Genomic DNA, 25,499 nt, shown 5'->3' with positions numbered 1-25,499 from the left:
GGGTCAGCGGCCGGAGTCCGCCGATGGTGCCAGGGCCTGGTCGATCGCGGCGGCGAGCGCGGATACGTGCCGGCTGCCCAGGACGCTGTGGTGGTCGCCCGGCACGGGGCGCACGGTCACCCCGGCGCCGTACAGCGGGGCGATGCTCCGGCCGAGCTTGGTACGCCGGTCGTGGTCGGTGCCGGCCTTGAGCAGCAGCATCGGTGCGCGGACGGGCCGGGGGCGGTGGCGGAGCAGGGCTCTGATGCTGGTGTTGTGCAGCCGTACGTAGTCCGGCACACCGGCGGTGAAGCGCAGCCCGGCCAGCTCCCGCACCCGGGGCAGCTCGCCCTCGGGCCGTTCCGGCACCAGGCGCGGGGAGCGGGGGCGGAAGCGGGCCTCCCACTGCAGGCTCAGGCTGGGCACCAGCCAGTGCGGCAGGGCGCCGACCGGCAGGCCACCGGTGGCGGGCAGGTAGCCGTCGATGCCCACGAGCAGCTCCACCGACTCGCCCATCGCCTCCAGCAGGCGGGTCATCTCGTGGGCGACCATCGCTCCGTACGACCAGCCGCCCAGCAGGTACGGCCCGGTGCGCTGCACCTGCCGCAACACGGTGACGTGGTGCGCGGCGATGTCCTCAAGGCGGCCCAGCGGACGGCGGTGGTCGTTGAGACCGGGTGCCTCCAGACCGTAGACCGGCCGGCTGCCGTCGAGATGGTCGGCGAGCTGCCGGTAGCAGAGGGCGCTGCCCGTGGCCGGTGCCGCCAGGAACAGCGGGCGGCCCGAGTCGGCCGCGCGGAGCACAGTGAGGTGGTCGGGCAGGTGGGCGGGCGCGAAGCCGGGATGCGGCGCCGGGGCCGTGGCGTCGGGGACGCGGGTCTGCTCCACGTCGGGGACGAGCCGCCGGACGGTGCCGACCAGCGCGGCGAAGGTGAGGTCGTGCGGCAGCGACGCGACGGGCACGTTGTGTCCCAGACGGCTGCCGATCAGCCCGCTGAGCTGCACGAGCATCAGCGAGTCTCCGCCGAGCCGGTGGAAGTCGTCGTCGTCGCCCACCGTCGGCGTGCCCAGCACCTCGCGCCACAGCGCGGCCAGGTCCGTCGCGAGGCCGTCGGTGCCGGCCGTGCTGTCCGTGCCGGCTGTGCCGGACGGCGCAGCCGGGGCCTGTACGGCCGGCGTGACCTGCGCGGCCGGCGCCGGTGCCGGTGCCGCGGACCCGGCGGCCGGGGCCGGGGCCGTCGGAACCGCCTCGGGTGCGGAGGGGCCGTCCGGCAGCCGCAGGCGTCCGGGCGGCGGGTCCGCGGCGAGCAGACGCGCCAGCCGGCCGGGATCGGCGCGGGAGACCTCCAGGTGCCCCCAGGCCGGTCCGCTCGACGAGGGATCGAGGCCGCGGCGCAGCCGCTCGCCCTCCCAGGAGTCGGGGTCCTCGGTCACCACCCAGGCGGGGGAGCGGCCGGGCTGCCGCTCGCGCACCTCCCGCCACCGGTCCGCGGAGGGCCGGCCGGTCCGGGGCAGGTAGAGCAATCCGCCGTCGCCCGGCGGCTGTTCGGGTCCCGGACCGGCCGCGAACACCACCACGTGGTCACTGGCGAGACTGGCGTCCACCGCCCGGACGTCGGTGAATCCGGCGTCCTCGATCGCTCGCAGCCAGGTGGGCGCGTCGAGGTGGATGGAGTCGGTGCGCAGTTCGTCACCGAAGTCCCACCAACCCGGCGCCAGGCCCCACATGACATGGGACCAGCGGGCGATCTCGGTGACCTCGACCAGGCCCAGCTGGCCGCCGGGCCGCAGCAGCCCCGCGAGCCGCCGCAGCGCGGTGGGAACCGACTCGGCCACGTGGACGACGTTGTACCCGAGCACCAAGTCGTAGCTGCCCCGCACCAGTTGCTGGTCGACAGGGTCCGTTCCGATGTCGAAGGTGGAGAACCTCACGTCGGTCAGCCCGAGTTCGGCCGCGCGGGCCTCGGCCCGCCGCACGATCAGCGGACTGACGTCGGTGATGTGGTACTCGATGCCCCGCCGGCCGGGCCACTCGGTCAGCAGCGGCCAGGTGAGCCGGCCGGCTCCCGCGCCGATCTCCAGGATGCGCAACGGCCGGCCGGCCTCCTCGGATCCGGCGGTCGCGGTGCGCACGACGTCGCGCAGGGCCTCCAGCGCGGCGGCGCAGTCGTCCAGCGGAATCCGGTTGTCGCGCAGCCAGCCGTCGAGCAACCCGGTGTCGGCGTCGGGGTAGAGAACCGATACGGGGGTGCGGTGACCGGCGAAGACATCGGGGTAGGCGGCGGTGACATGGCGCAGCATCCGCTTCAGGCCCGCGAGTTCGTCCAGCCCGGACTCGGCGGCCAGTGCGGCGGCCAGCGAGGCGGTGAGCGTGCCGGCGGCCCGCCAGTGCTCCCCGTTCCGCGACAGCCAGCCTTCCTGCTCCAGTACGCGCAGGCAGAAGTCGGTCAGTGCGGGCAGGCGCCGGTCCGGATCGATGCGCCGGCGCAGTTCCCGGTCCGTCATCCGCCGGCCGTCGGTGAGGCCGGTCATCGCCACGATCTGCTCCCCGACCAGCCCGGCGCAGTACAGGTCCAGTTCCCGGCTCAGCGCGGTCCGCCGCGTGAGCGGTGTGGTCCGGCTGCTCCAGGCCACATCGTCCGCGGCGGCACGCACCGGCGCGGTGAGATCGGGCAGCGGCGCGGCCTCGACGTACTCCCGCACCGGCAGGCCGTGTTCGGCCATGTCGGCGGCCAGCGCGGCGCCGCGCGAGTGTCCGTCGCCGACCACGGTCCAGGACGAGGGCGTGCCGTCCGTCGCGGAGTCGGACAGCCGCACGGGCCGCGGTTTGAGATCCCACCAGACCTCGCCGCGCCAGGCGTGTGCGCCGGCCTCGGGGCCGGGCAGCCGGGACGGCGCGGAGCCGTCACCGAGGTCGAGCAGGGCGACGGGCTGTCCGGTGCGGGAGTGGTGCGCGGCCCAGGCACCCCAGTCGAGGGCGGCGGGCGCCGGGGCGGCGGCCAGGACGTCGGTCAGCTCTCGGCCCGCGACGAACAAGGAGGCGCCGAGCCGACCGGCGGTCTCGACCGCTTCGGCGAGCACCGGGGCGACGGCCGGCGCGTCCGGACCGTGCGGCGCTTCCCGCTCCGGCGGGACGGCGATCACCAACGGGCGCCGTCCGGCCCGGACCGCGAAGCCGTCGGCCGCTGCCGCGAGGGCACCGGGCTGCCAGGCGACCGCGGTGACTTTGTGACCGGACAGGGCCGCGCCGAGGCCGGCGGAGTCTCCGGCCAGCAGCACGTCGTAGGCGTCGGGGCGGGCCGCACCGGTCTGCGTCCACACCGGGGTGACGGCCCGCGGAGTACGGTGCGAGGAGGACGGGGCCGTGACCGGCGCGGCCGCCGGTGGCCGGGACGGTGCCGCGGGCGGTGCCGCGGGCGGTGCCGGCACGGCGGTCCGGGCCAGCGGATGGGGCGGCAGGGAGCAGATCCGTCCGGCGCGTACGGGCGCCAGGGACTCCCAGTCCACACTCACCCCTTCCTCCCACAGCCGGGCGAGCGCGCCGAGCAGGTTCCTGCGCTCATCGGACGGGGAGCGGCCCAGGAGCGGGACGGCGACGAGGTCCGCCGACCGGCGGAGCGCCTCCCGGGTCAGCGAGTCACCGGGACCCAGCTCCACCAGGACCGGCACGCCGCCCTCGGCGAGCGTGCGCATCCCGAGGTCCAGCCGGATGGTGCCGGTGAGCTGCCGGGCCCAGTAGTCGGGGTCCTGCGCCTGCCGGGGGTCCGTCCAGTCGCCGGTGAGTCCGGAGATCAAGGCCCGGTGCGGCGCCTTCGCCGGCACGGCGGCCACGGCCTTCCGCAACTCCTCGGCGGCGGTCGCCATCAGCGGTGAATGGAAGGCGTGCGCGGTCGGCAGGAGCCGGCTCGCGGTGCCTGCCGCCTGCCGGCCGGCGGCGAGCGCCTCGATCCGTTCCGCCGGGCCGGACACGACGACGTAACCGGACCCCACCGTGGCGAGCGACACACGGTCGTCCAGCAGCGGCGCCACCTCGTCGAGCGGTGCTCGCACCACGAGCATCCGGCCGGGCGGTGCCTGGTGCATCGCGGTCGCGCGCGCGTGGACGAGGTCCAGCGCGTCCCGCCAGTCCCAGCCACCGGCGGCCGCGACGGCCGCGTACTCGCCGATGCTGTGTCCCAGCGAGGCCTCGGGGGTGACGCCCCAGGCGGACAGTTGCCGGGCCAGCGCGTAGCCGTGGACGAACAGGCCGAGTTGCTGGTGGCGGGTGTCGAGGAACCAGTCGGGGGAGGTCCCGGGGTCCAGCGCCGGTGCCAGGTCGATGTCGTGGTGGGCCCGGACGTGGGCCCGGCAGGCCTCGAAGACCTCGCGGAAGACCGGGAGCAGTTCGTGGGCGGCCTGTCCGTGACCGGCTTGCAGAGCGCCCTGCCCGGGGAAGAGGAAGGCCACCCGGGGAGCTGCCACGGCCTGGGTGGTCCGGTCGGTGTCCCGCAGCAGCGCGGCGGCCTCGGCGGCGTTCCCGGCGACGACCGACAGGCGGTACGGGAAGCGCCGGCGCGCGGCCAGGGTCCGTGCCGCGTCCACCGGCCGGGGCGCGTCGGCCGCGTCGAACCGGTCGGCCAGCCGGGTGCGCATCGTGTGCAGCGCCTCGGGGGTGGCGGCGGAGAGGCAGAGCGCGTGTGCTCCGTCCGCCTCGTCGAGGCCGCCCGGCTCGGTGCGGGGCGGTTCCTCCAGGACGAGATGGGCGTTGGTGCCGCCGATGCCGAAGGAGCTGACGCCGGCGAGCCGTGGACCGGCCTGCTCCCAGGGACGGTACTCGGTGCTGACCCGGAACGGTGACGCGTCGAGGTCCAGGGCGGGATTGGGGCGGGAGAAGTGCGGGGTCGGGACGAAGACGCGGTGGTGCAGCATGAGCGAGGTCTTGATCAGGCCGGCGATGCCCGCCGCGGCGCCGGTATGGCCGATGTTGGCCTTCACGGTGCCGAGCAGGCAGGGACCGGTCCGGGAGCCCTCGCTCTCGGCGGCGAACGCCGCGGTCAGCGCGGCCACTTCGACCGGGTCTCCGACGGGGGTGCCGGTGCCGTGCGCCTCCGCATAACCGATCTCGTCGGAGGAGACGCCCGCCCGGGCCAGCGCCATCCTGATCACGTCCCGCTGTCCCGCCACCGAGGGCGCCGTGTAACCGACCTTCTCCCGGCCGTCGTTGTTCACCGCCGATCCCCGGATCACGGCGATGATCCGGTCGCCGTTCTCCAGCGCGTCGGTGAGGCGTTTCAGCGCGACGACTCCCACTCCGCCGCTGTTGACGGTGCCGGAGGCGTCGGCGTCGAAGGCGCGGCAGCGGCCGTCCGCGGAGAGGATCGACCCCTCCTGGTGGAGATGGCCGCCGACCTGCGGCAGGTGAAGCGTGGTGGCTCCGGCGAGAGCCACGTCGCACTCGTGGCCGAGCAGTGCCTGACACGCCTGGTGGACCGCCACCAGCCCGGTCGAGCAGGCTGTCTGCACAGTGATCGCCGGGCCGCGCAGATCAAGTTTGTAAGCGGCCCGGGTGGCCAGGAAGTCCTTCTCCCGCCCGATCAGACGCTGGGTGGCCGTGGCGGTGTCGACGGTGCCCGCCGCCGGCGCGGGCGTGTGGTCGCCGCCCGCGAACAAGCCCGTCCACTTCCCCGACCGGTCCGGATCGATGCCCGCGTCGTCCAGGGCCTGTGCGGCGCACTCCAGGAAGACGCGGTGCTGCGGGTCCATCGTGGCCGCCTCGGCGGCGCTGTATCCGAAGAACTCCCGGTCGAACAGTTCACCGTCGGGCACCACTCCGCGCGCCGGAACGAACCGGGGATCCGTGACGAGGGCGGCGTCGAGTCCGGACGCGTCGAGTGCGGACCGGTCGAAGTGGCTGATGCTGTCGATGCCCGCGCAAAGGTTTCTCCAGTACTCCTCGGCGTTGTGGGCACCGGGGAAACGGCAACTTAACCCGACTACGGCGACAGAGTTTTCCTGCGTCATCGGATCTCCGTAAGTTATGCGGCGTACCTGTTCGTCGCGCCCGCCCGCCGCCAAGACATTGCGGCGCATTACTCATCCCCCGTCGAGTGATCCAGTATTGCAAGGAATGAATCCGTGTCAACCCCAGAACGATCTCGCTCGTGCGCTATTACCAGTGCATTCCGGCCGTCGCCTCACAGGGTGTTAACTTGTCGCAATAGTTCGCCTTTGTGGATCTTCGCATACGAACTGTCGCTTTTGAAGGCGGAGTGCTCAAGGCCTGGTGGCGGGCGCACCGAGTGTTTGCCTGTACGTTCCAATTATTTTAATGTTCCCGCAACATTACCGGCGGCTGATCGGGATAGGTTCCCGTGAGGTTCCAGGAAGTGACGGCCTGAGCGTGGCGCTCATGACAGGCGGATGATGCGGATGCGGATGTCATTCGACTCCGGTGAATTACGTGAGTCTGTAGAATCTCGACGAGGTCACCATGTCTAGTTTTGCCGGATGGTCGGCTTATTCCAGGGCCGAGGTGCGCGAAGCGGACTTCCGCCGCGTGATCACGGATCTGGCCGTGCGCGGCAGGGACGGACACGGGATATGGCGGCACGAGAACGCCGCCCTCGTGCAGACGGTCGGCCCCACGTGGACCGGGCCGAGAGGGCCGGCGGTGCTCGAGCGCGCCGGGGCCCCGCCGGTGGCGGTCGTCTTCGACGGTTACCTCGCCAACGCCACCGGCCTCGCGGCCTCGCTGGCGGTACGCCCGGGCTGCTCGCCCTCGGAATTGGTGGCCCACGCCTACCTCAAGTGGGGGCGGGCCGCTGTCGAGCGGTTCCAGGGCGACTTCGCGTTCGCGGTGCTGGACGCGGACCGGGTGCTGCTGGGACGCGACCGCCTCGGCATCAAGCCGCTCAGCTATCTGGTGACCGAGAACGGCCTGCTGTTCTCTTCCGACCTCGCCACTCTCGCGCGGCACCCGTGGGTCCGGCCCCGGCTCACCGCCGACGGCCTGAGCGCGCTGATCACGCAACTGCGTCCGCCGGGGCGCGGCGTGCTCGCGGGCGTGCGGGAGGTGGTGCCGGGAACCACGGTCGAGTTCCGGGCCGGCGGGGCCGGCTCCGAGGCGCGTTACTGGTCCCTTCAGGATCCACCGGAGGACGCACAGGGCCGCCCCGTCGAGCGGGTCAGGGAACTGCTGGAGGACGCGGTGCGTCGCGCGCTGGGCGACGCCGAGCCCGCCGTGCTGCTGTCCGGAGGACTGGACTCCAGTGTGCTGACCGGCCTCACCGCCGGCCTCGCGAAACACCCCCCGCGGACCTTCACGGTCGTGTTCGACCAGACCGGCGTCCCGGTTCCGGACCGGCCGTACGCGCAGGAGGTCGTCGACTTCCTGGGGTGCGAGCATCATGAGGCCGAGATCGACCCCCGCCGGCTCTCCGAACCCGGACTGCTGGCCGAGGTGGCCGCGGCCAAGGACCACCCGACCCCGTTCGGCGACAAGAACATCACGCCGTACGTCTTCGGACGCCGGGTCGCGAAGACGGTGCCGGTGGTCCTCAGCGGGGAAGGCGCGGACGCGGTGTTCACCGGGCTCGGCGGGGATCCCGACCCCACCCGTGCCCTGACATCGTTTCCCTGGATCGAGCGTTCCCGGCGTTTCGGTCTGCCGTACGGCATCGGTGCCGGGCTGTTCGACGCCGGCCTGCTCTCCGCCATCGACGTGTCCGGCTGGATCGACTCGCTGTTCCGCGAGGCGGTCGCCGAGGTGCGGCACCCGCCGGGTGCGTCCCGCACCGACCGCCTCGCCCGCGAGATCGATCACCTGACCATCACCCGGCTGCTCGAGCAGACGGTGCTCCACTCGGAGCGGATATCGACGGCGGCCGGGCTGCAGGTGCGCTTTCCGTTCGCCGACCCTCAGGTGGTGTCGGCCGTGTACCACTTGCCGGCGCAGGCGAAGTCCTTCGACGGAAGGGAGAAGAGCCTCCTGCGCGCCCTCGGGCGCGACCTGGTCCCGGAGTCGGTGCTCACCCGGCCGAAGGTGCCCTACCCCATCACCTACGACACGTACTACAAATCGGCTCTCCTGAACCGCCTCCGTGCGCTGTTGGACGACTCGGCGGCCCCTGTGCACGCGCTGCTGGACCGCCGTGCCGCCGCCGCTGTCGTCGACGAGCCGAGCCGGCTCGACCGTGGTGGCTGGCTCGGCCGTGCGGACATCGAGATGGTGTTGCAGCTCGATGCGTGGCTCAGGCGGCTGGACGTGCGGATTCAGCTGTGATCCAACGACGGAACGAGCAGAGGGGGTGAGACATGAAGCCACGGGACTTCCATAGAGACCTGGCCCGTCCGACGTCGGAACCCTGACCGGGAAAGCACCACCAGCAGTCACCCGCGGCCTGAGCACGCCCACGAACTGCTCGCCGGCGCGGCGCCGCTCACAACGTCCGGGCAGAGAGCCCGGAGAGCCGCCGCTTCGCCCCGTACCCGTCTGCCCATGGCCTCGGTCCTCGCCCGAGCGAGAAGAGCCACCGATGCCGACGCACAAGGGCCGGCGGACGTCTCCCGTCGTTGCGCGCGGCAGCGCGTCAACGCCCCCCACATCCGGCTGTCCGCCACGGACCGACCTGACCGCGCCGCGCCGAACGAGTACCGGGCGGCGCGGGAGAAGCCGGACACGACGCGGAAATGAGGCACATGTGAGTGACCCGAAGCAGGTCCCGCTTTCGGTCGGACAGGAAGCCATCTGGGTCGCGTGGAAACGTGACCCGGCCGCCTGGACGAACATCATCCCGACGCCGTTCGAAGTGACCGGCTCGCTCGACGTGGCACGCCTCCGTGAGGCGGTCAGGGCGATCGGCGAGCTCTATCCCCAGCTCCGCGGCCGGGTACTGGCCACACCGGGCGGACTGGTGCTGGACCGCTCGGGCGGCCCGGAGATCCCGGTGACGGAGACGACGACGGACCTCCCCAGGGACGAGGCCGTACGCCGGAGCTGGCAACGGCCGTTCAACCTGCGCCGCGGACCGCTCGCCCGGGTGGAACTGCTCCGGGGCGCGGACTTCACCGTCCTGGTCCTGGCCGTGCACCACCTGGTGTTCGACGGCGCGTCGATCCTCGTACTCCTGGAGGCGCTGAGCGAGACGTACGCGGGTGCCACTCCGGTCGCTCCCGACCACGGCGAACTGGTGCGCTACGCCGAGCGGTCGCACGCGCTGGCCGACGGTCCGGAAGGCGCGTCCGACCGGGAGTACTGGCGTCGGACGCTGGGCGGACGGGACTTCGACTTCCGGCTGCCGCCGAGCGTGGACGAGGCGCAGTACACCGTGCTGGAGGAGCTGATACCCGCGGAACTCGCCGCCCGGCTGCGGTTACGCGCCACCGAGATCGGCGTCTCCTACACCTCGGTGCTCCTGGGAGGCTACTTCGCGCTGCTGCGCCGCTACGGCGGAGGCTCGGACGTCCTGTCGTTCGTGCCGTACCACGGCCGGTCCTCGGCGTCACTGCGCGAACTCGTCTGGGACTTCGTGAACCCCCTGCCGGTACTGGACCGGCCCACGGCGGACGACACCTACGCCTCGCTGGCGCGCCGTGTCCACGGTCGCGTGAGGGACGCTGTCGCGCACGGGAACCTGCCACTGCCGGCGATCATCCGGGCGGCGGGCCTCACCGGGCCGGAAGCGGGGGCACGCACCCACCAGACGGTGTTCCAGGTCTGGAACGCCGGCCTGCGGTCCGGGGTCGATGTGCAGGATCTGCCGCTGCACCACGGCGAGCACCGGGCATCGCTGCGGCTGCTCGGCATGGAGAGCTCCGCCGGTTTCGTCCTGGCGACGATGGTGCGAGAGGACAGCGCCGGCACCCACGTGCTGTGGAAGGACCCGACCGGAGCCGTCGGCCCCACCCGCATAGCCGAACTCGCGCACGACTACCGCTCCATACTCGACGCGGTCGCCACGAACCCCGACACGCCGCTGATCGACGTCCGGTGGGACTTGAAGGCAGACCCCGGACGCGTCGAACAGACACGGCCCGGCCCTTCCGCGGAGCGGGCCGCGGACGAGTCGGTGACGGAGATGGCCCGTCTGTGGGCCGACGTGCTCGGCGTACGGGAGATCGGCCCGGAAGACTCGTTCTTCGAGCTGGGGGGACACTCCCTGCTGGCGGAGAAGCTGGTGCTCGCGGTCAACAGGTTCTACGACGCCGAGGCGGCGTCGATCCGGACCCTGTTCGACCACCCCCGCCTGCACGACTTCACGGCAGCGGTGGCTCCGGCCGCCGTCCCGCAGGAGACCGACGACCTGCCGGCCGCGGACCCCGTGCCGTCCGAGCCGGACCGTGCCGCCCCGGGGACAGCACCCGCCGTCCTCGTCCGGCCCGCCTCCCCCCACCAGCAGCGCATGTGGTTCGTGGACCGGTTCGAGAACGGGGAGATCTATCCGGCGGCGCCGACCTACCACAACCTGAGACTCGTGCTGCGGCTTCCCGAAACCCCCGAGCGGTCCCGGCTGGACGCCGCTGTCTCGGCGGTGGTGCGGGCGCACGAGGCGCTGCGCACCACGTTCGACCACGTGGACGGCCAGGTGGTGCAGCGCATCCACGAGACCGTCCCGGTGCGCCCGGAGTGGCTGCCCGCCGGCACCGGCCCAGAAGCGCTGCGCGCGGTGGCCACCGCACCGTTCGACCTGGTCGACGGCCCGCTGCTGCGCGTCACCGTGCTGCCGCACGAAGACGGCTCGGCCTGGCTGGCGCTGACCGCCCACCAGGCCGTCGCGGACGACCACTCGCTGCGGCTCCTCGCCCGGCAGCTCCTCGGCGACCTCCCCGAACCCAGCAGCTTCAACGCCTGGCACGAGGCGATACCGGAAGAGGCGCGGCGCGCGGACATCGAGGCACGCGCCGCCGTGCTCAGCCCTCCGCCCGAACCCCTGCGCCTGCCCGAACGGCGTCAGCGCGACGCCGTCCACGTCTACGAGGAGGCCACGGTCGGCTTCTCGGTGCCGCCGGACACAGCGGTCGGCACGCTCGCCGAAGGACTCGGCGTAGCCCCCGTGGACGTGCTGCTGGCCGCCTTCACCGCCGTCCTCGGCTGGTACACCGGACAGACCGACTTGGTGCTGGGTCTGACCCACCCGGGACGCCGCGACGCCGACCGCCACATCGTCGGTCCCCTGTCCAACCTGCTGCCGCTGCGCTTCGAGGCGCAGCCGGACCTCACCTTCGACCGGCTGGCGACCGCGGTCGCGGCCGAGCGCGCGCACGCCCGACGGCACGAGCACGCACAGTTCGACGAACTGGTACGCCGGATCGACCCGGTCAAGGACATGAGCCGCACCGCCCTGTTCGACGTCCTCGTCACGGTCCTCGACGAAACCGGGCCGCAGGAGGAGGCCGGCCTCGCGGGCGGCTACGGCAAGTACGACCTGCACCTCGTGCTGCGCGGGGAGGACGGCGGCCACCGGGGCGTCCTCGTCTTCAACAGCCGCTACTTCGACCACGACCAGATCGCCGCCCTCGCGGAGCACTTCACGGCGGTCCTGCGGCAGCTCGCGAAGCGGCCGCACACCGCGCTCGGCGACCTGGACCCGCTGACCGACGACGAACGCCACACCCAACTGGCGGTCTGGAACGCGACCGACGCCGCGTACCGGGAGACCACCGTCCACGAACTGGTCCGGCAGACCGCCGGGCGCCGGCCCGAGGCCGTGGCTCTGACGCACGAAGGCACGGACATCACCTACGGACAGCTGCTCGCCCGCTCCCGGCGGCTCGCGAAGGTCCTCGTCGAACGCGGCGTGCGGCCCGGGGAACTCGTCGCCCTGCTGCTGCCGAGAGGGCCACGGCAGATCGAGGCCATCCTCGCCGTGCTGTTCGCGGGGGCCGCGTACCTGCCGGTCGACCCGGCGGGGCCGCGGGAGCGGGCGGCCTTCATCCTCAACGACTCCGGAACCCGGCTCGCGGTGACCCCGGACGGCGCCGGCATCCCTGGGTTTTCCGGGGCCACCGTGGCGGTCGACGCCGAACCCGGCGCCGACTACGACCTGCCTCCGGTGGCCGCCGACGCGCCCGCCTACTGCATCTACACCTCCGGCACCACCGGAAAGCCGAAGGGTGTGGTGATCACCCACCGGAACCTGGTGCGGCTCGTCACCAACGAGCGCTTCCCGTTCGTGTTCGGACCGAGCGACGTGTGGACGATGTTCCACTCCTACGCCTTCGACTTCTCGGTCTGGGAGATCTTCGGCGCGCTCGTGCACGGCGGCAGGCTGGTGCTCGTGACCGAGGAGCAGGCCCGCGACCCGGAGCAGTTCTGGACGCTGCTGCAACGGGAAGGCGTCACCGTACTCAACCAGACCCCGAGCGCGTTCGGCCGTATCGCGGGCCGGGAACCGGCAACGCCCAAGGGGCTCACCCGGCTGCGATACGTGATCTTCGGAGGCGAGGCCCTGCGCCCGGCGATACTGGGCGACTGGCTGGAACGCCGTCCCCATGTGCGGCTGGTGAACATGTACGGCATCACCGAGACCACGGTGCACGCCAGCATCCACACCGTCACCCGGGCGGACGTCGAAGCGGACGCCAGCGTCATCGGCCGGCCCATCCCCACCACCCGGCTGCTGCTCCTGGACCGGCTGACGGGCCGTCGGCTGCTGCCGGTCGGCGCGGTCGGTGAGATCCACGTCGGCGGTGACGGGGTCGCGGGCGGCTACGCCGGCAGGCCCGAGCTGACCTCGCAGCGGTTCGTCGAGTCGCCGTTCGGTGACGGGAAGCTGTTCCGCAGCGGCGACCTGGCCCGGTACCGACCGGACGGAGCACTGGAATTCATCGGCCGGGCCGACGACCAGGTACAGCTTCGCGGATACCGCATCGAACCCGGCGAGGTGCGCGCCGCATTGCTCGAACACCCGCAGGTCCACGACGCCGCGGTGCTGACCGAGCCGGACCGCCTCATCGGAGTAGTGGCCACCACCGCCCCGCTCACCCGGCGCGACCTCTACGACCACCTGCTCGCCAAAGTGCCCGGTTACATGATCCCGGGAGAGTTCCGCACCGTCCCGGAAATTCCGCTGACGACCAACGGAAAGGTGGACGAGGAAGCGCTGCGCCGCCAACCGGGGACACTCCCGGCCGACCACGCGGCCGCGGAACCGGTCACCGCCGGGAGCGGCACGGCGGCGGTCCTCGGGCAGCTGTGGTCGGAACTGCTCGGTGTCTCCTCGGTGAAACCCGACGACTCGTTCTTCGCGCTGGGCGGCCATTCCATCAACGCGGTCTCGCTGATCGCACGGATCCAGCAGCACTTCGGTGTGAAACTGCCGATGCGCGCCCTGTTCGAGCACTTCCGCCTGAGCGCCCTCGCCGCGCTCGTCGACCGCCAACTCGTCGACCGCGCGCCCGCCGTCACCCCGGACGCGGCGACGGCCGCCGACCAGATGCCGGCTGCCGGCCCACTTCAGCGCCAACTCTGGCTCGCGGAGCAGGTCGAGGAGCGCTCCCGCAACACGGTCGTGCTGTCCTGGAAGGCCGAGGGGCCGCTCGACCTGGCGGTGCTGAACCGTGCACTGGCCGGGTTGGTCGCGGGGCACGAGATCCTGCGCACCGCGTTCGTGACCGACGGCGGCGCGCTGCGCCAGGTCATCCGGGAGCCGTGGCAGCCCCGCATCGAGCTGGTGTTCGTCGCCGACCCCGCCGAGCCGGACGAGGAACTGGCCCAATGGCTCGAAGAAACCGCGGCGCAGCCCTTCGACCTGGAGTCCGGACGTCTGCTGCGGTTCGCCGTGGCGGACCTCGGACACTCGCACGCACTGCTGGTGTGCGCACACCACCTCGTCATCGACGGGGAATCGGTCCCGACGCTGCTGTCGGAGCTCGACCGCTACTACCGTGCCGTCGCCGACGGAGTCCCCGCCGAACCGCCGCGCACCCAGTACCGCGAGTTCGCGGCCACCGGCGAAGCGGCCCGCGGAGGCGAGCGGCAGCGCCGTGACCTCGACTTCTGGAGTGAACGGCTCGACGGAGTCGACAGCACGGTCGAGTTCCCGGAGCCGCCGGCGACGCCCGAGCCGGACGGCGCGGTCACGGTGCCGTTGCCGGCCGGCCTGGGACAGCGGCTGCGGCACCTCCAGACCCGCCACTCGGTGTCCTGGTTCATGGTGGTGGGCGCGGCGCTGGTGACCGCCCTGCACCGCTGGACCGGCCAGACCGCTCTGACGGTGGGCGTCCCCGCTGTCCAGCCGGACCGGGGCGCCTTCCCGGACCTGATCGGGCCCACCCTGAACACCGTCGTGCTGCGGTCCGACGTCACCGCGAACAGCTCGCTCGGCGACGTACTGGCCGCGCTGAGGACGGAGACGCTCGACGCGTTCGCGCACGGCGACGCCCCGTTCGAGGACGTCCTTCAGCGGCTGGCCCCGGTACGCCGGCCAGGACGCTCGCCGTACACCGATGTCACGTTGAACATGAACCTGCGCAGCGACCGCAAGGCGGAGCTGGGAGGAACGTATCTGCGGCCGGTCTTCCTCGACCGGCTCGGTGCCAGGGAGGCCAAGACAGGCATCACCCTGACCGTGGCCGAAGAGGACGGTGAGCTGACGGCCGTGCTGTCCTACCAGGGGACGCGGGTCTCGGCGAAGCAGGCCGGTGTGCTGGCCGCGGCGGTCGGCGACATTCTCGTCGGCCTGGCGGACGCTCCGGAGCGGGCACTGGCCGAGCCCGTCAATGCGCACCGGCCGTGGAAGTGAGCCACGAGGTGACACGGGTGTGCCGCGCAATCCGGCCCGTGGAAGCCGAGACGAGCCATGAGATCTACGGCGTCTGCGCACCGGGACGGGATCCCCGCTCGCGCGAGGTCACGCGGACGTTCCCTGCCGATTCGCGGCTGCCCGGCTCCTGCCGTGACCACTTCTCCTTCCGGCACGAACCGGAACCGGTGTACACGGCGATCCGGAACTCGCCGCTCCGACCACTTCCATCGAAAGCGGACCGTTGACATGACAACCGACGACCAGATCCGCCTCCACTGGTATCTGCCCAGCTCCGGGGAGACCCGGCAGTTCCGGCAAGGCGGCACCAACGTCGTGCTGCCCGACCGGGACTCCGCCGGGCCCGGGGGCTTTCGCGCACCGACCCTGTCCTACCTCACGGAGATCGCTCTTGCGGTGGAGGAGGCCGGGTGTACGTCGGTGCTCGTCCCGACCGGGTCCTCCTGTGAGGACCCCTGGATCGTCTCCTCCGTGCTCCTGGCGCACACCCGCACCCTCCGTTTCCTGGTGGCGCTGCACCCCCGCACCCAGCACCCGCTCCTGACCGCGCATCACGCGGCCACCTTCCAGCGGCTGGCCGGCCGCGGCCGCCTGGCGTTGAACGTGGTCACCGGTGAACCGGGGTGGGAGGCACGCCGTTACGGCGACCACGGCGACAAGGCCGCGCAATACGCCCGCACCGACGAGTTCCTGCGGATCGTCCGGCCGCTGCTGGCGGGTGAGTCGGTCGACCACACGGGGGAGTACTTCACGACGCAGGACGCCTCGGTGACGGCCCCGGGGCGCGACCTGCCCGCCGACCCGCCGGAGATCTGGTTCGGCGGGTCCTCGGAGTACGCCAGGCCGGTCGCCGCCCGGCACGCCGACGTCTATCTGAGCTGGCTCGAACCGCTGGACATGATCATGGAGAAGATCAAGTGGCTGGCCGAGGCGGTGCCCGAGGGACGGCCGGCACCACGGTTCGGCCTGCGCGCCTGGCTGCTCAGCCGGGACACCGCCGAGCAGGCGTTCGCCGACGCCGAGCGACACCTCGCCGGCATCGACCCGGCCCACGCCGCACGGGCCCGCGCGCTGCTGGGCGCCCGGGACTCGGTCGGCCAGGCCAGGGGCCAGAGCCTCCTCGACGGAGCCACCATCGAGGACCCGGACAGTCTCCACGTGGCGCCCAACCTCTGGGGCGGTTTCGGGCTCCTGGCCGGAGGCTCGGCGCTGGCGTTCGTGGGCAGCCACTCGGAGGTCGCCGACCGGCTGGAGGAGTACCGCGAGATCGGCGTGAGCGAGTTCATCCTCTCCGGGTTCCCGAACCTGGAGGAAGCCCACTGGCTCTCGGACGGCCTGGCACCCGAGCTGCGAAGGAGGGGACTGCTGGCATCGAGGTGAGTCTTCCCGCCAGGTACAGGCGGATTCCTCACCGTCCGCACGGGAGGAACGGGCCGGCCGTCTCCTGAGGCGGCCGGCCCGTTCCCGAGCCCGAGGCAGTGCGGGCAGCCGGTGACCGTTCCGCGGTGCCGGGGCGGGCATGTGCCTCAGCTGCTCGAGGTGTGCGACTGCGGTCCGGTGGTTTCGGAAACGGGTCGGTGCGTCTGCCGTGGTGCGGTCATGTCCAGGAGGAGCAGGGCGTCGTGGTCGGCGGTGCCGGGTTCGGCGGTGTAGACGCCGATGCGCTGGCCGGGGGTGCCTTCCACGTGCAAGGACTGTGACGTGAGGGTGAGGGTTCCGACCTGTGGGTGCTGGAACGTCTTGTGGGCCGGTTTGCGGCCGGTCACCTCGTAGCGTTCCCACAGCCCGGCGAAGTCGGGGCTCTTCAGGAGGAGTTCGCCGACGAGGTGGGTGAGGTCGGGGGCGTCGGGTGCGGTGCCGGCGACGGCGCGCAGGCGGGCGACGCAGGCGGTTGTCTGGCGGTCCCATTCGGGGAAGAGGTCGCGGGCCGCGGGGTGCAGGAAAAGGTAGCGGGCGAGGTTGCGGTGCTTGACGGGCCAGTCGTCCAGGCCCGCGTACAGGGCGAGGCCGCCGGGGTTCCAGGCGAGCACGTCCATGCTTCGGCTGATGACGTACGCGGGATTCGGACGCAGCGACTCGAGCAGCAGCTTCAGGTGAGGGCGCACGGTGCGGCCGGGCGCGGGCGGTGGTTCCGGGACGTAGCGGGCGGCGCGGGCGGCCAGCTCGCGCAGGTGCTGGTGTTCTTGGTCGTCCATGCGCAGGGCGCGGGCGAGCGCGTCCAGGACGGCGGGGCTGGGGCGGGTCTCCTTGCCGCGTTCCAGGCGGACGTAGTAGTCGATGCTGATGCCGGCGAGGGTGGCCAGCTCCTCGCGGCGCAGGCCGGGAGTGCGGCGTACGCCGGCGCCGGGAGTGAGGCCGACGTGCTCGGGGCTGGTCTGGGTGCGGCGGGCGCGCAGGTAGCGGCCCAGCTCGGCGCCCTCGCTGTGCGCGCTCTGGGATGCCATGACTCCAGTCTTATCCGGTCGGTGTACGCCGTGCGGGCACGAGGGGGGCCCTGTCATTACCCCCGAACAGCCCGCCCTGCCCCATTCCCGCCATCCGGGCGAGGGTGAACGAGCAGGACGCCGTACCCCGGACCCTGCCCGGTCACCACAGGCGCGACCCGCCGGACCGGGCGGAAGTTGAGGGCGCCGGGTACGCCATGGATCGAAAGAGGCCGAGATGCGGTACATCAAGCTGCGCGACCTGGAGCTTTCCCGGATCGGTCCGGGCGCCATGGGCATGTCCCATGGCTACACGGGCTCCGGCACCGATGACACGGAATCACATCGGGCTGGTGCCTTTCTCCCGCCTCGGTCGCGGCTTCCTGACCGGCACCGTCCGCTCCACCGGCCAGTTGGACGAGAACGCCCTCCGTCGCGGCAACCCGCGCTCCACCGGTGAGGATTTCCAGCGCCACCTCGACCTCGCCGACCAGGTCAGGGCGCTGGCCGACGAGGTCGGCGCTACGTCGACGCGGTCACGCTGAGCCGCGAGCAGCTCGACAAGCTCAGCAGCCTGCCGCCCGCCGCCGGCGACACCCGCGCCGAGGCCCAGGCGCAGATGCTCGAAGGCTGATCTCACCGCGGCACGCCGCACTTCTGGTGGCGCCGCCCCGCCCCCCGTTTGGAGGAACACCTTTCATGCGTGCAGCAGTGATGTACGGAGCCGGTGACGTCCGTGTCGAGGACCGGCCCGACCCGAAGATCGTCCAGCCGACCGACGCGGTGGTGCGCACGCTGGCCGCGTGCGTCTGCGGCAGTGACCTGTGGCCCTACGCGTCGATGCCCGCCACCGGCGCCGGCCGCCCCATGGGGCACGAGTTCCTCGGTGTCGTCGAGGAGACTGGCGCGGACGTCACCGGCCTGAACGCCGGTGACCTGGTCGTCGCTCCGTTCACCTACAGCGACAACACCTGCGACTACTGCGCCAGGGGCCTGCACTTCTCGTGCCGCAACGGCGGCCGGTACGGACTCGACGGCGTGGACGGCGGGCAGGGCGAAGCCGTCCGCGTCCCGCACGCGGACGGCACCCTGGTGAAGCTGCCGGTGGCCGCCGACTCCGCGCTGATCCCGTCGCTCCTGGCGCTGTCGGACGTGATGACCACCGGCCACCACGGCGCCGTCACCGCCGGCGTCGGACCCGGGGACGCGGTGCTCGTCGTCGGCGACGGCGCGGTCGGCCTGTGCGCGGTGATCGCCGCCAGGCGCCTCGGCGCCGAGCGGATCGTGCTTGCCGGCCGACACGAAGCCCGCACCGGCCTGGGCCGCGCGTTCGGCGCCACCGACGTCGTCGCGGAGCGCGGCGAGGAGGGCATCGTCCGTATCCGTGAGCTGACCGGCGGCGTGGAGAAGGCCATCGAAGCCGTCGGCACCCGCCAGGCCCTCGACACCGCGCTCGGCGCGGTACTGGACGGCGGCACCATCAGCCGCCTCGGCGTCCCGCAGTACGAGCAGGGCCCGATCGGCCCCGCCGAGTTCCTGCGCAACATCACCCTGACCGGCGGCGCCAGCCCCGCCCGCGCCTACATCGAGCAGCTGCTGCCCGATGTCCTCGACGGCACCATCGTCCCCGGCCGTGTCTTCGACCGGACCTTCACCCTCGACCAGGCCCCGGACGCCTACCGGGCGATGTCCGACCGCCAGGTCCTCAAGGCCCTCATCCGCCCCTGACCCCGAACTCCCCGCGCACAGCGAAGGACTTCCGCTCGCCGTACGTGACGTTGAACAACGGCGTCGGGATGCCGCGCTCGGCTTCGGCGTGTACCACCTCCCCGCCGAGGTGCGTGGCGCACAGCTCAGCGGTCTCCTCGGATCAGCATCACTTCCGCTCCGCGATGGACCCGCCGCGCCGGACGTGACTGGAACGCCTGCCTGGCGCAAGGTGAACCCCGGATCCGGCAGCGGGGCTGGTGCGTGCCGGATCCGGGGTCGCGAGGGTCCCCGGCGGGGTTACTTCACGGCGCCTGCGGTGACGCCGCGGGTGAGGGAGCGCTGGAAGAGGAGGAAGAAGACGACCATGGGGATGACGCCGAGGAGGGCGGCGGCGCTCATGGCGGTGGGGTCGCTGGTGTACTGGCCCTGCATGACGGACAAGCCGAGGGGGACGGTCTGGTTGTCGTTGGAGATGAGCAGGACGAGGGGATAAAGGAACTCGTTCCAGCTCCAGACGAAGAAGAAGACGCACATCACGGACAGGGTGGGCCAGCTCATGGGCAGGATGATGCGCCAGAGGATGGTCCAGCGGCCGGCACCGTCGAGGGAGGCGGCTTCGATGAGTTCCTTGGGGAAGCCGGCGAAGACGGAGGAGAGCAGATACGTTCCGAACGCGCTGTAGGTGACGCCGACCAGGATGGTGTAGCCGAGTTTCCCGTCGTACAAGCCCATCTCCTTGAACAGGTAGTAGACGGGGTAGACCAGGCCCTCCTGCGGCAGGACGTTGACGCCGAGGAAGAAGACGAGGAAGGCGGTGCGCCAGCGGATGCGGCCGATGCCGATGGCGTAGGCGTTGAAGAGGGCGACGACGACGGCGATGAGGACGACACCGAGGCTGATCTCGATGCTGTTGATCAGCTTCCGGGTGAAGTCGACGCGCTCCCAGACGTCGCCGATGATGCTCCAGTTCCAGTGCTCCGGCCAGGACAGCGATCCGTGGGAGCGGTAGTCGGCGCTGGTCTTGAAGGAGTTGAGCAGGATGATCGCGAACGGGGCGAGGAAGGCCAGGACGAAGACGGTGACGGCGGCCACGACGGCGTAGGAGCCGAGGCCGCGGCGTCTGCCGGCTGTTCGCCGCTTGCCGCGGCGGGGCGCCGCGTGGCCGGGGGGTGCCGTCTTTTCCGTGCGGGGCATGGTGGTGGTGTCGGTGGTCATGGTCATCCGTCCTCGCGGGCCTGGCGGGTGAGCATCGTCCCGGCGATGACCAGCACGAGCAGGGTGATGGTGCTGGAAATCGCGGAGCCGTAGCCGACGTCGGCGCGTTCGAAGAAGTTCTGGTAGGCGAAGTAGGCGGGGACGAGGGTGGAGTTTCCGGGGCCGCCGCCGGTGAGGACGAAGATCTGGGCGAAGACCTTCAGGCCGGCGATGGTGGTGGTGACCAGGACGACGTAGACCTCGGGCCGCAGGATGGGCACGGTGATGCGGGTGAAGCGCTGCCACCAGGTGGCGCCGTCGAGGGAGGCCGCTTCGTAGAGTTCGGGATCGATGCGCTGCAGGCCGGAGAGGAAGAGCACCAGGGGATAGCCGAGTTGCATCCAGACCAGGACGCCGAGGACGACCCAGAGGGCGAGGCTCGGGTCGCCGAGCCAGTTCTCGGTCAGGGAGCCGAGGCCGATCTTGCTCAGGAGGCTGTTGACGGCGCCTTCGGGTGCGAGGATCCATCCCCACATCAGGCCGGTCACGGCGACGGGGATGACCTGGGGGAGGTAGAGGCCGGAGCGGAAGACGCCGACGATTCTGTCGCCGTGGTTCTTGCCGATGTAGTCGAAGAGCAGGGATGCCAGGAACAGGCCGAGCAGGGTGGGGACGACGGCGATGCCGATGATGACGAAGGCGATGTTGCGGAAGGAGGCCCAGAAGTCGGAGTCGTGGAAGAGGCGGGTGTAGTTGTCGAGTCCGGTGAAGGTGGGGTCGCCGATGCCCTGCCAGGTGGTGAGGCTGTAGTAGAAGGTCATCACCAGCGGGACGACGAGGAAGAGCAGGCTCAGCAGTAGGCCCGGTGCGAGGAAGAGGGCGTATCCCGTGGACCGCGGGTGACGTTTGCTTTTCACTGTTGCTCCTAGGTGGGCGGGACGGCGGCCCGGCGGGCCGGGCGTCGTCCCCGGGGCGACGCGGCATCCCGGCCGGCAGTCCGGCCCGGGACGGGGCCGGACTGCCGTTGCCGTGACGGGCTCGGCCGTGGATCGGGAAGCCTGTGGCCGGGCGGTCTCAGTGCCGGGATGCGGTGTACTTCTCGTAGGGCGCGGCGAGCTGGTCGAGGACGGTGCCGGGCTTGCCGCCGTTCATGAGGTTCTGGGTGGCGGCCAGCCAGGTGTCGAAGTAGCCGGCGACGGGCCAGTCGGGGTAGAAGGCCAGGCCGCCGCTTGCCTGGTCCTGGTCGAAGGCGTTGATGAGCTGCCGGGACTTGGGGTTGGTGATCTCGTCGGGCTTGGCGGCGAGGGGGACGTTGCCCTCTTCACCGATGAGCTTCTGGATCTTGGGCGACATGGTGATGTCGATGAAGTCCTCGGCGAGCTTCTTGTTCTTCGCCCTGGTGGGGACGACCCAGTTGTTGCCGCCGGCACCGAGGGTCGCCTTGCTGCCCGGGTAGGGGGCGGTGGACCACTTGAAGTCCTTGACGTCGGTGGTCAGGCCGCCGAACCACCAGTTGCCGCCGACCATGATGGGCCGCTTCTGGGAGACGAACTGCTCGGTCATGTCGGTGCCCTTGAGGCCGACGTCCTTCTTGTCGAAGTAGCCCTTGTCGACCCACTCCTCGAACTTGCCGACGGCGTAGGTCATCTCGGGGCCGTGGAAGTCGACCTTGCCCTGGTAGCGCTGGTAGTCGTCGACCCACTTCCGGTCGGCCTTGGACAGGGCGAGCAGGTAGAGCCAGTGCATGGCGGGGTGGTCGTTGCCGGCGTTGGCGAGCGGGGTGACGCCGGCGGCCTTGAACTTGGCCAGCGCGGCTTCGAAGCTGTGGAAGTCGGTGGGCTTGGCGACGTGGTACTTCTCGAACAGGTCGTCGTTGTAATAGGCGAGGACGAACTCGCCGTAATTGGGCACGCCGTACCACTTGTCACCGCCCATCTCGCCATTCTTGTCGTAGCGGGCGGTGACGGAGGCGCTGTCGCTGATCTTCTTGTCCCAGCCGTGCGCCTTGACGATCGGGGTGAGGTCGGTGAGCAGGCCCTGCTTGGCCAGCAGGCCGGTGGTGGCGTTGCCCTTGTTGTACTCCATGACGTCGGGCGCCTTGTCGGAGTTGAGGATCATGCCCGCGTTCTGCTGGATCTGGTCGAACGTCTTCTGCTCGAAGATCACCTTCACGTCCGGGTGACTCTTCTTGAACTCGGTGACGGCCGCGGCCCACGCCTTGCCCAGCGCGCCGTCCTTGTCCTCGTAGTGCCACAGCCGCAGGGTCTTGCCGTCACCGGCCACGGAGTCGGAGCCGCCGCAGGCGGTCAGCGGAGCCAGCAGGGCCAGCGCGGACAGGGCCAGCAGCAGCGGCCTTCTGCGCAGGGAAGAGCGGGTGCGCGGGTTGTTCATGGCAGTTTTTCCTCGCGTGCGGTGCGTCGGGGCGGGTGGGTCAGACGGTGCGGCGGCGGTGGACGCGGGCTTCCCACGGCTGCAGGGTGTGCGGGCTCGTGAGAGGTGAGGTGGCGGGAACGTTCGCGATGAGTACCTCGGCGCCTTCCCAGCCGTCGGGAAGGTCGACGGCGAGATCGCCGGCGCCGAAGTTGGCCAGGACGAGCAGTTCGGTGCCGGTGCCCGCGTCGTGGCGGGTGAAGGCGTAGAGCTGTTCGTGCTCGGGGTGGAGCATGTGGAAGTCGCCGTGGGTGAGGGCGGGCTCGCTGTGCCGCAGGGCGATCAGGCGGCGGTAGTAGTGGAAGACGGATTCGGGATCGGCCAGCTGCGCCTTGGCGTTGACCTCGGTGTGGTCGGGATTGACCGCGATCCACGGGGTGCCGGCGGTGAAACCGGCGTGTCCGGTGGCGTCCCACTGCATGGGGGTGCGGGCGTTGTCCCGGCTGCGGTGCCGCAGCCCGTCGAGGATCTGCCGCTCGTCGGCGCCGAGGGCGAGCTGGTCGCGGTAGTGGTTGAGGGACTCGATGTCGCGGAAGTCGGCGATGGACGCGAACGGCGCGTTGGCCATGGCGAGTTCCTCGCCCTGGTAGACGTACGGGGTGCCGCGGTGCAGATGCAGGACGGTGGCCAGCATCTTCGCGGACCGGTAGCGGTGGAACGGCGAGTCGTCGCCGAAGCGGGAGACCACCCGGGGCTGGTCGTGGTTGTTCCAGTACAGGCTGTTCCAGCCGGTCTCGCCCAGGCCCGTCTGCCACCGGCCGAGGCTGGCCTTGAGGTCGGTCAGCTTCAGGGGGCGGACGTCGAACTTGCCGCCGGGGCCGTGGTCGAGGCCGACGTGCTCGAACTGGAAGACCATGTCGAGTTCGCGGCGGCCGGGATCGGTGAAGAGCCTGGCCTGCTCGACGGTGACGCCGGGCATCTCCCCGACGGTGAGCAGGCGGCGCGGGTAGCCGGCGATGACCTCGCGGTGCATCTCGGCGAGGTAGTCGTGGACGCGGGGCCCGCACACGTAGTACGGGCGGCCGTCACCGTAGCGGGCGCCTTCGGGCACGATGCCGTCGGGCAGGGCCGGGTCCTTGGAGATCAGGTTGATGACGTCCATGCGGAAGCCGTCGACGCCCCGCCGAAGCCACCAGCGCATCATCGCGTACACGGCCTGCCGGACGTCGGGGTTGTCCCAGTTCAGGTCGGGCTGCTTGCGGGAGAAGGTGTGCAGGTAGTACTCGCCGGACGCCTCGTCGAACGTCCACGCCGAACCCGAGAACCACGACTCCCAGTTGTTCGGCTCCGCTCCCGCCGTTCCGGGCTCCATGCCCTCGCGGGGCGGGCGCCAGATGTACCAGTCGCGCTTCGGTCCGCCGGGGCCGTCGTCGCGGGAGGCGGTGAACCAGGGGTGTTCGTCACTGGTGTGGTTGACGACCAGGTCCATGACGAGCTTCATGCCGCGTTCGTGCACGGAGGCCAGGAGCCGGTCGAAGTCGGCGAGTGTGCCGAAGAGCGGGTCGATGTCCTGGTAGTCGCTGATGTCGTAGCCGTTGTCGTCGTGCGGCGAGGGGTAGACCGGGGAGAGCCACAGGACGTCGACGCCGAGTTCGGAGAGATAGTCGAGGCGTTCGGTGATGCCCTGCAGGTCGCCGATGCCGTCCGCGTTCGAGTCGGCGAAGCTGCGCGGGTAGATCTGGTAGACCACCGCATTGCTCCACCAGGCGTCGGCAGGGCTGGGCGCGTTTTCGGGCACGTCAAATCCTCATCGTGGGTGGAGGGGCTGTTCGCCGGGATGGTGTCGGGGCTGGACGGTTCGGGTGGCCGGTTCGCCGGCTGCCGCGGGCGGGCCGGGGCGTCAGGAGATGGCGGCACCGACGGCTTCGCGGATGACGAGGCAGGCGGCGCCGCGGGCCCACAGGTCGTGGGTGACGGGGTCGACGCGGATGTCGCAGTCGCGGGCGGCGGTGGAGAAGGCGTGGGCCTGAAGAGCGTCGTGCATGGCCGGGCCGAAGAGGTCGTGGGCGACGGCTCCTTCCCCGGCAAGGATGATCTTCTGCAGGTTGAGCAGGTTGCACATGCCGGCCAGTCCGCGGCCCAGTGCGGTGCCCGCCTCGGCGAAGGCGGAGCGGGCGACGATCCGCGCCGAGCCGCTTCCCGAGCGGGCGATGTGCATGGCATCGGTGATGGTGGTGCAGGGCACACCGGCGTCCTGGAGGTGGCGCAGGACGGCCCGGTCGCCGGCGAGGGCTTCCAGGCAGCCGCGGCGGCCGCAGCTGCACATCGGGCCGGCGGGGTCCAGGGGCAGGTGGCCCAGCTCTCCGGCCAGGCCGGTCGCGCCGGAGAAGAGGGCGCCGTCGAGGAGAAGGCCGCAGCCGATGCCGGGGCCGACGGTGACGACGGCGAAGGAGTCGACGTCCCGACCCTGCCCGAACCAGCGCTCGGCCACCACGAGAGTGTTGACGTCGTTGTTCACCACGACCGGCAGTCCGGTGGCCTCGCGCAGCGGGCCGGCCACGTCGACCTTGTTCCAGTCCAGCAGGGCGGAGTAGCGGCACACGCCGGCGGCGGAGTCGACGTGGCCGCTGACGCCGACGCCCAGGCCCAGCACCCGGTCCGCAGCCTCGGGTGCCTGGTCCAGGAGGCGCAGGGTCAGTGCCGCAGCGGCGGAGAGGGCCGTCTCAGGGGTGCGGTCGGCGATGGGCTCCTCGAGGCGGGCGAGGACGTTGGCGGCCATGTCGGTGACGACTCCGGACACCTGCGCGGGGCCGATCTTGATGCCGACCACGATGTGCTTGTCGGGGTTGACGTGCAGCATTTTCTGCGGCCGGCCGCGCCCGTTCGGGGCGGCGTCGCTCTCGTGCAGGTAACCGTGCTCCAGCAGCGGGGGGAGCATGCGGGTGACGCTGGAGGGCACCAGACCCAGCCGCTGGGCGAGCTGGGTGCGCGATAGCGGGCCGGAGGTCAGCACGGTGGCGAAGATCTCCGCGCGGGACTGTTCGCTGACGAGATCCGAGAACCGGACCGGTGAGGGGCTCAT

Annotated in this window: 12 protein-coding genes; 5 read left to right on the top strand and 7 right to left on the bottom strand. The window is 71.4% G+C overall.

All coding sequences use genetic code 11. From position 1 onward, the window contains the following. Positions 1-3: 3 nt before the first annotated feature. Positions 4-5,979, bottom strand: a complete 5,976-nt coding sequence (locus tag SCK26_RS01000; RefSeq protein WP_318199293.1) for a polyketide synthase — start codon at positions 5,977-5,979, stop codon at positions 4-6. Positions 5,980-6,514: 535 nt separating this feature from the next. Between SCK26_RS01000 and SCK26_RS00995 the strand changes: the two genes are divergently transcribed. The 3 genes from SCK26_RS00995 (at position 6,515) to SCK26_RS00985 (ending at position 16,100) form a co-directional block, all read left to right on the top strand. Next, the gene (locus SCK26_RS00995) at positions 6,515-8,239 is read left to right on the top strand and encodes an asparagine synthetase B family protein (RefSeq protein ID WP_318199292.1); all 1,725 of its coding nucleotides are present in this window, start codon (positions 6,515-6,517) and stop codon (positions 8,237-8,239) included. A 418-nt stretch (positions 8,240-8,657) separates the two neighbouring features. Continuing rightward, the gene (locus SCK26_RS00990) at positions 8,658-14,699 is read left to right on the top strand and encodes a non-ribosomal peptide synthetase (protein ID WP_318199291.1); all 6,042 of its coding nucleotides are present in this window, start codon (positions 8,658-8,660) and stop codon (positions 14,697-14,699) included. Between the two features lie 249 nt (positions 14,700-14,948). Beyond that, positions 14,949-16,100: an LLM class flavin-dependent oxidoreductase gene (locus tag SCK26_RS00985; RefSeq protein WP_318199290.1), complete on the top strand. Its 1,152-nt coding sequence runs from the start codon at positions 14,949-14,951 to the stop codon at positions 16,098-16,100. Positions 16,101-16,246: 146 nt separating this feature from the next. On the opposite strand, the gene SCK26_RS00980 is transcribed toward SCK26_RS00985, so the two are convergent. Further along, a complete protein-coding gene (locus SCK26_RS00980; protein WP_318199289.1) occupies positions 16,247-17,164 on the bottom strand; it encodes a helix-turn-helix transcriptional regulator in 918 nt (305 codons plus the stop codon). A gap of 332 nt (positions 17,165-17,496) precedes the next feature. Here SCK26_RS00980 and SCK26_RS37895 point away from each other — a divergent pair, with 332 nt between their 5' ends. Both SCK26_RS37895 and SCK26_RS00970 read left to right on the top strand, forming a co-directional pair. Continuing rightward, a complete protein-coding gene (locus SCK26_RS37895; protein WP_412080692.1) occupies positions 17,497-17,688 on the top strand; it encodes a hypothetical protein in 192 nt (63 codons plus the stop codon). A gap of 154 nt (positions 17,689-17,842) precedes the next feature. Then, positions 17,843-18,871: an alcohol dehydrogenase catalytic domain-containing protein gene (locus SCK26_RS00970; RefSeq protein WP_318199288.1), complete on the top strand. Its 1,029-nt coding sequence runs from the start codon at positions 17,843-17,845 to the stop codon at positions 18,869-18,871. Positions 18,872-19,150: 279 nt separating this feature from the next. Here SCK26_RS00970 and SCK26_RS00965 read toward each other — a convergent pair whose 3' ends face one another. The 5 genes from SCK26_RS00965 to SCK26_RS00945 form a co-directional block, all read right to left on the bottom strand. Then, the gene (locus SCK26_RS00965; protein WP_318199287.1) at positions 19,151-20,068 is read right to left on the bottom strand and encodes a carbohydrate ABC transporter permease; all 918 of its coding nucleotides are present in this window, start codon (positions 20,066-20,068) and stop codon (positions 19,151-19,153) included. Between the two features lie 2 nt (positions 20,069-20,070). After that, entirely contained in the window at positions 20,071-20,964 is an 894-nt protein-coding gene (locus SCK26_RS00960; protein ID WP_318199286.1) for a sugar ABC transporter permease, read from the bottom strand. 157 nt (positions 20,965-21,121) lie between these two features. Next, positions 21,122-22,438 carry an extracellular solute-binding protein gene (locus SCK26_RS00955; RefSeq protein ID WP_318199285.1) on the bottom strand — a complete coding sequence of 439 codons (1,317 nt, stop codon included), beginning with the start codon at positions 22,436-22,438 and terminating at the stop codon, positions 21,122-21,124. Positions 22,439-22,478: 40 nt separating this feature from the next. Next, entirely contained in the window at positions 22,479-24,215 is a 1,737-nt protein-coding gene (locus SCK26_RS00950) for an alpha-glucosidase (RefSeq protein ID WP_318199284.1), read from the bottom strand. A 102-nt stretch (positions 24,216-24,317) separates the two neighbouring features. Next, a complete protein-coding gene (locus SCK26_RS00945; RefSeq protein WP_318199283.1) occupies positions 24,318-25,499 on the bottom strand; it encodes an ROK family transcriptional regulator in 1,182 nt (393 codons plus the stop codon).

The organism is Streptomyces sp. SCL15-4 (genome assembly GCF_033366695.1).
In the GTDB taxonomy this organism is placed as follows: Bacteria; Actinomycetota; Actinomycetes; order Streptomycetales; family Streptomycetaceae; genus Streptomyces.
This window is presented reverse-complemented; position numbering and strand designations above follow the sequence as displayed.

Bases quoted from the DNA above. Each gene is read 5' to 3' on its own strand.
- SCK26_RS01000 (WP_318199293.1), bottom strand. From the start codon at position 5,979: ATGACGCAGGAAAACTCTGTCGCCGTAGTCGGGTTAAGTTGCCGTTTC.
- SCK26_RS00985 (WP_318199290.1), top strand. From the start codon at position 14,949: ATGACAACCGACGACCAGATCCGCCTCCACTGGTATCTGCCCAGCTCC.
- SCK26_RS00980 (WP_318199289.1), bottom strand. From the start codon at position 17,164: ATGGCATCCCAGAGCGCGCACAGCGAGGGCGCCGAGCTGGGCCGCTAC.
- SCK26_RS00970 (WP_318199288.1), top strand. From the start codon at position 17,843: ATGCGTGCAGCAGTGATGTACGGAGCCGGTGACGTCCGTGTCGAGGAC.
- SCK26_RS00965 (WP_318199287.1), bottom strand. From the start codon at position 20,068: ATGACCACCGACACCACCACCATGCCCCGCACGGAAAAGACGGCACCC.
- SCK26_RS00955 (WP_318199285.1), bottom strand. From the start codon at position 22,438: ATGAACAACCCGCGCACCCGCTCTTCCCTGCGCAGAAGGCCGCTGCTG.
- SCK26_RS00945 (WP_318199283.1), bottom strand. From the start codon at position 25,499: ATGAGCCCCTCACCGGTCCGGTTCTCGGATCTCGTCAGCGAACAGTCC.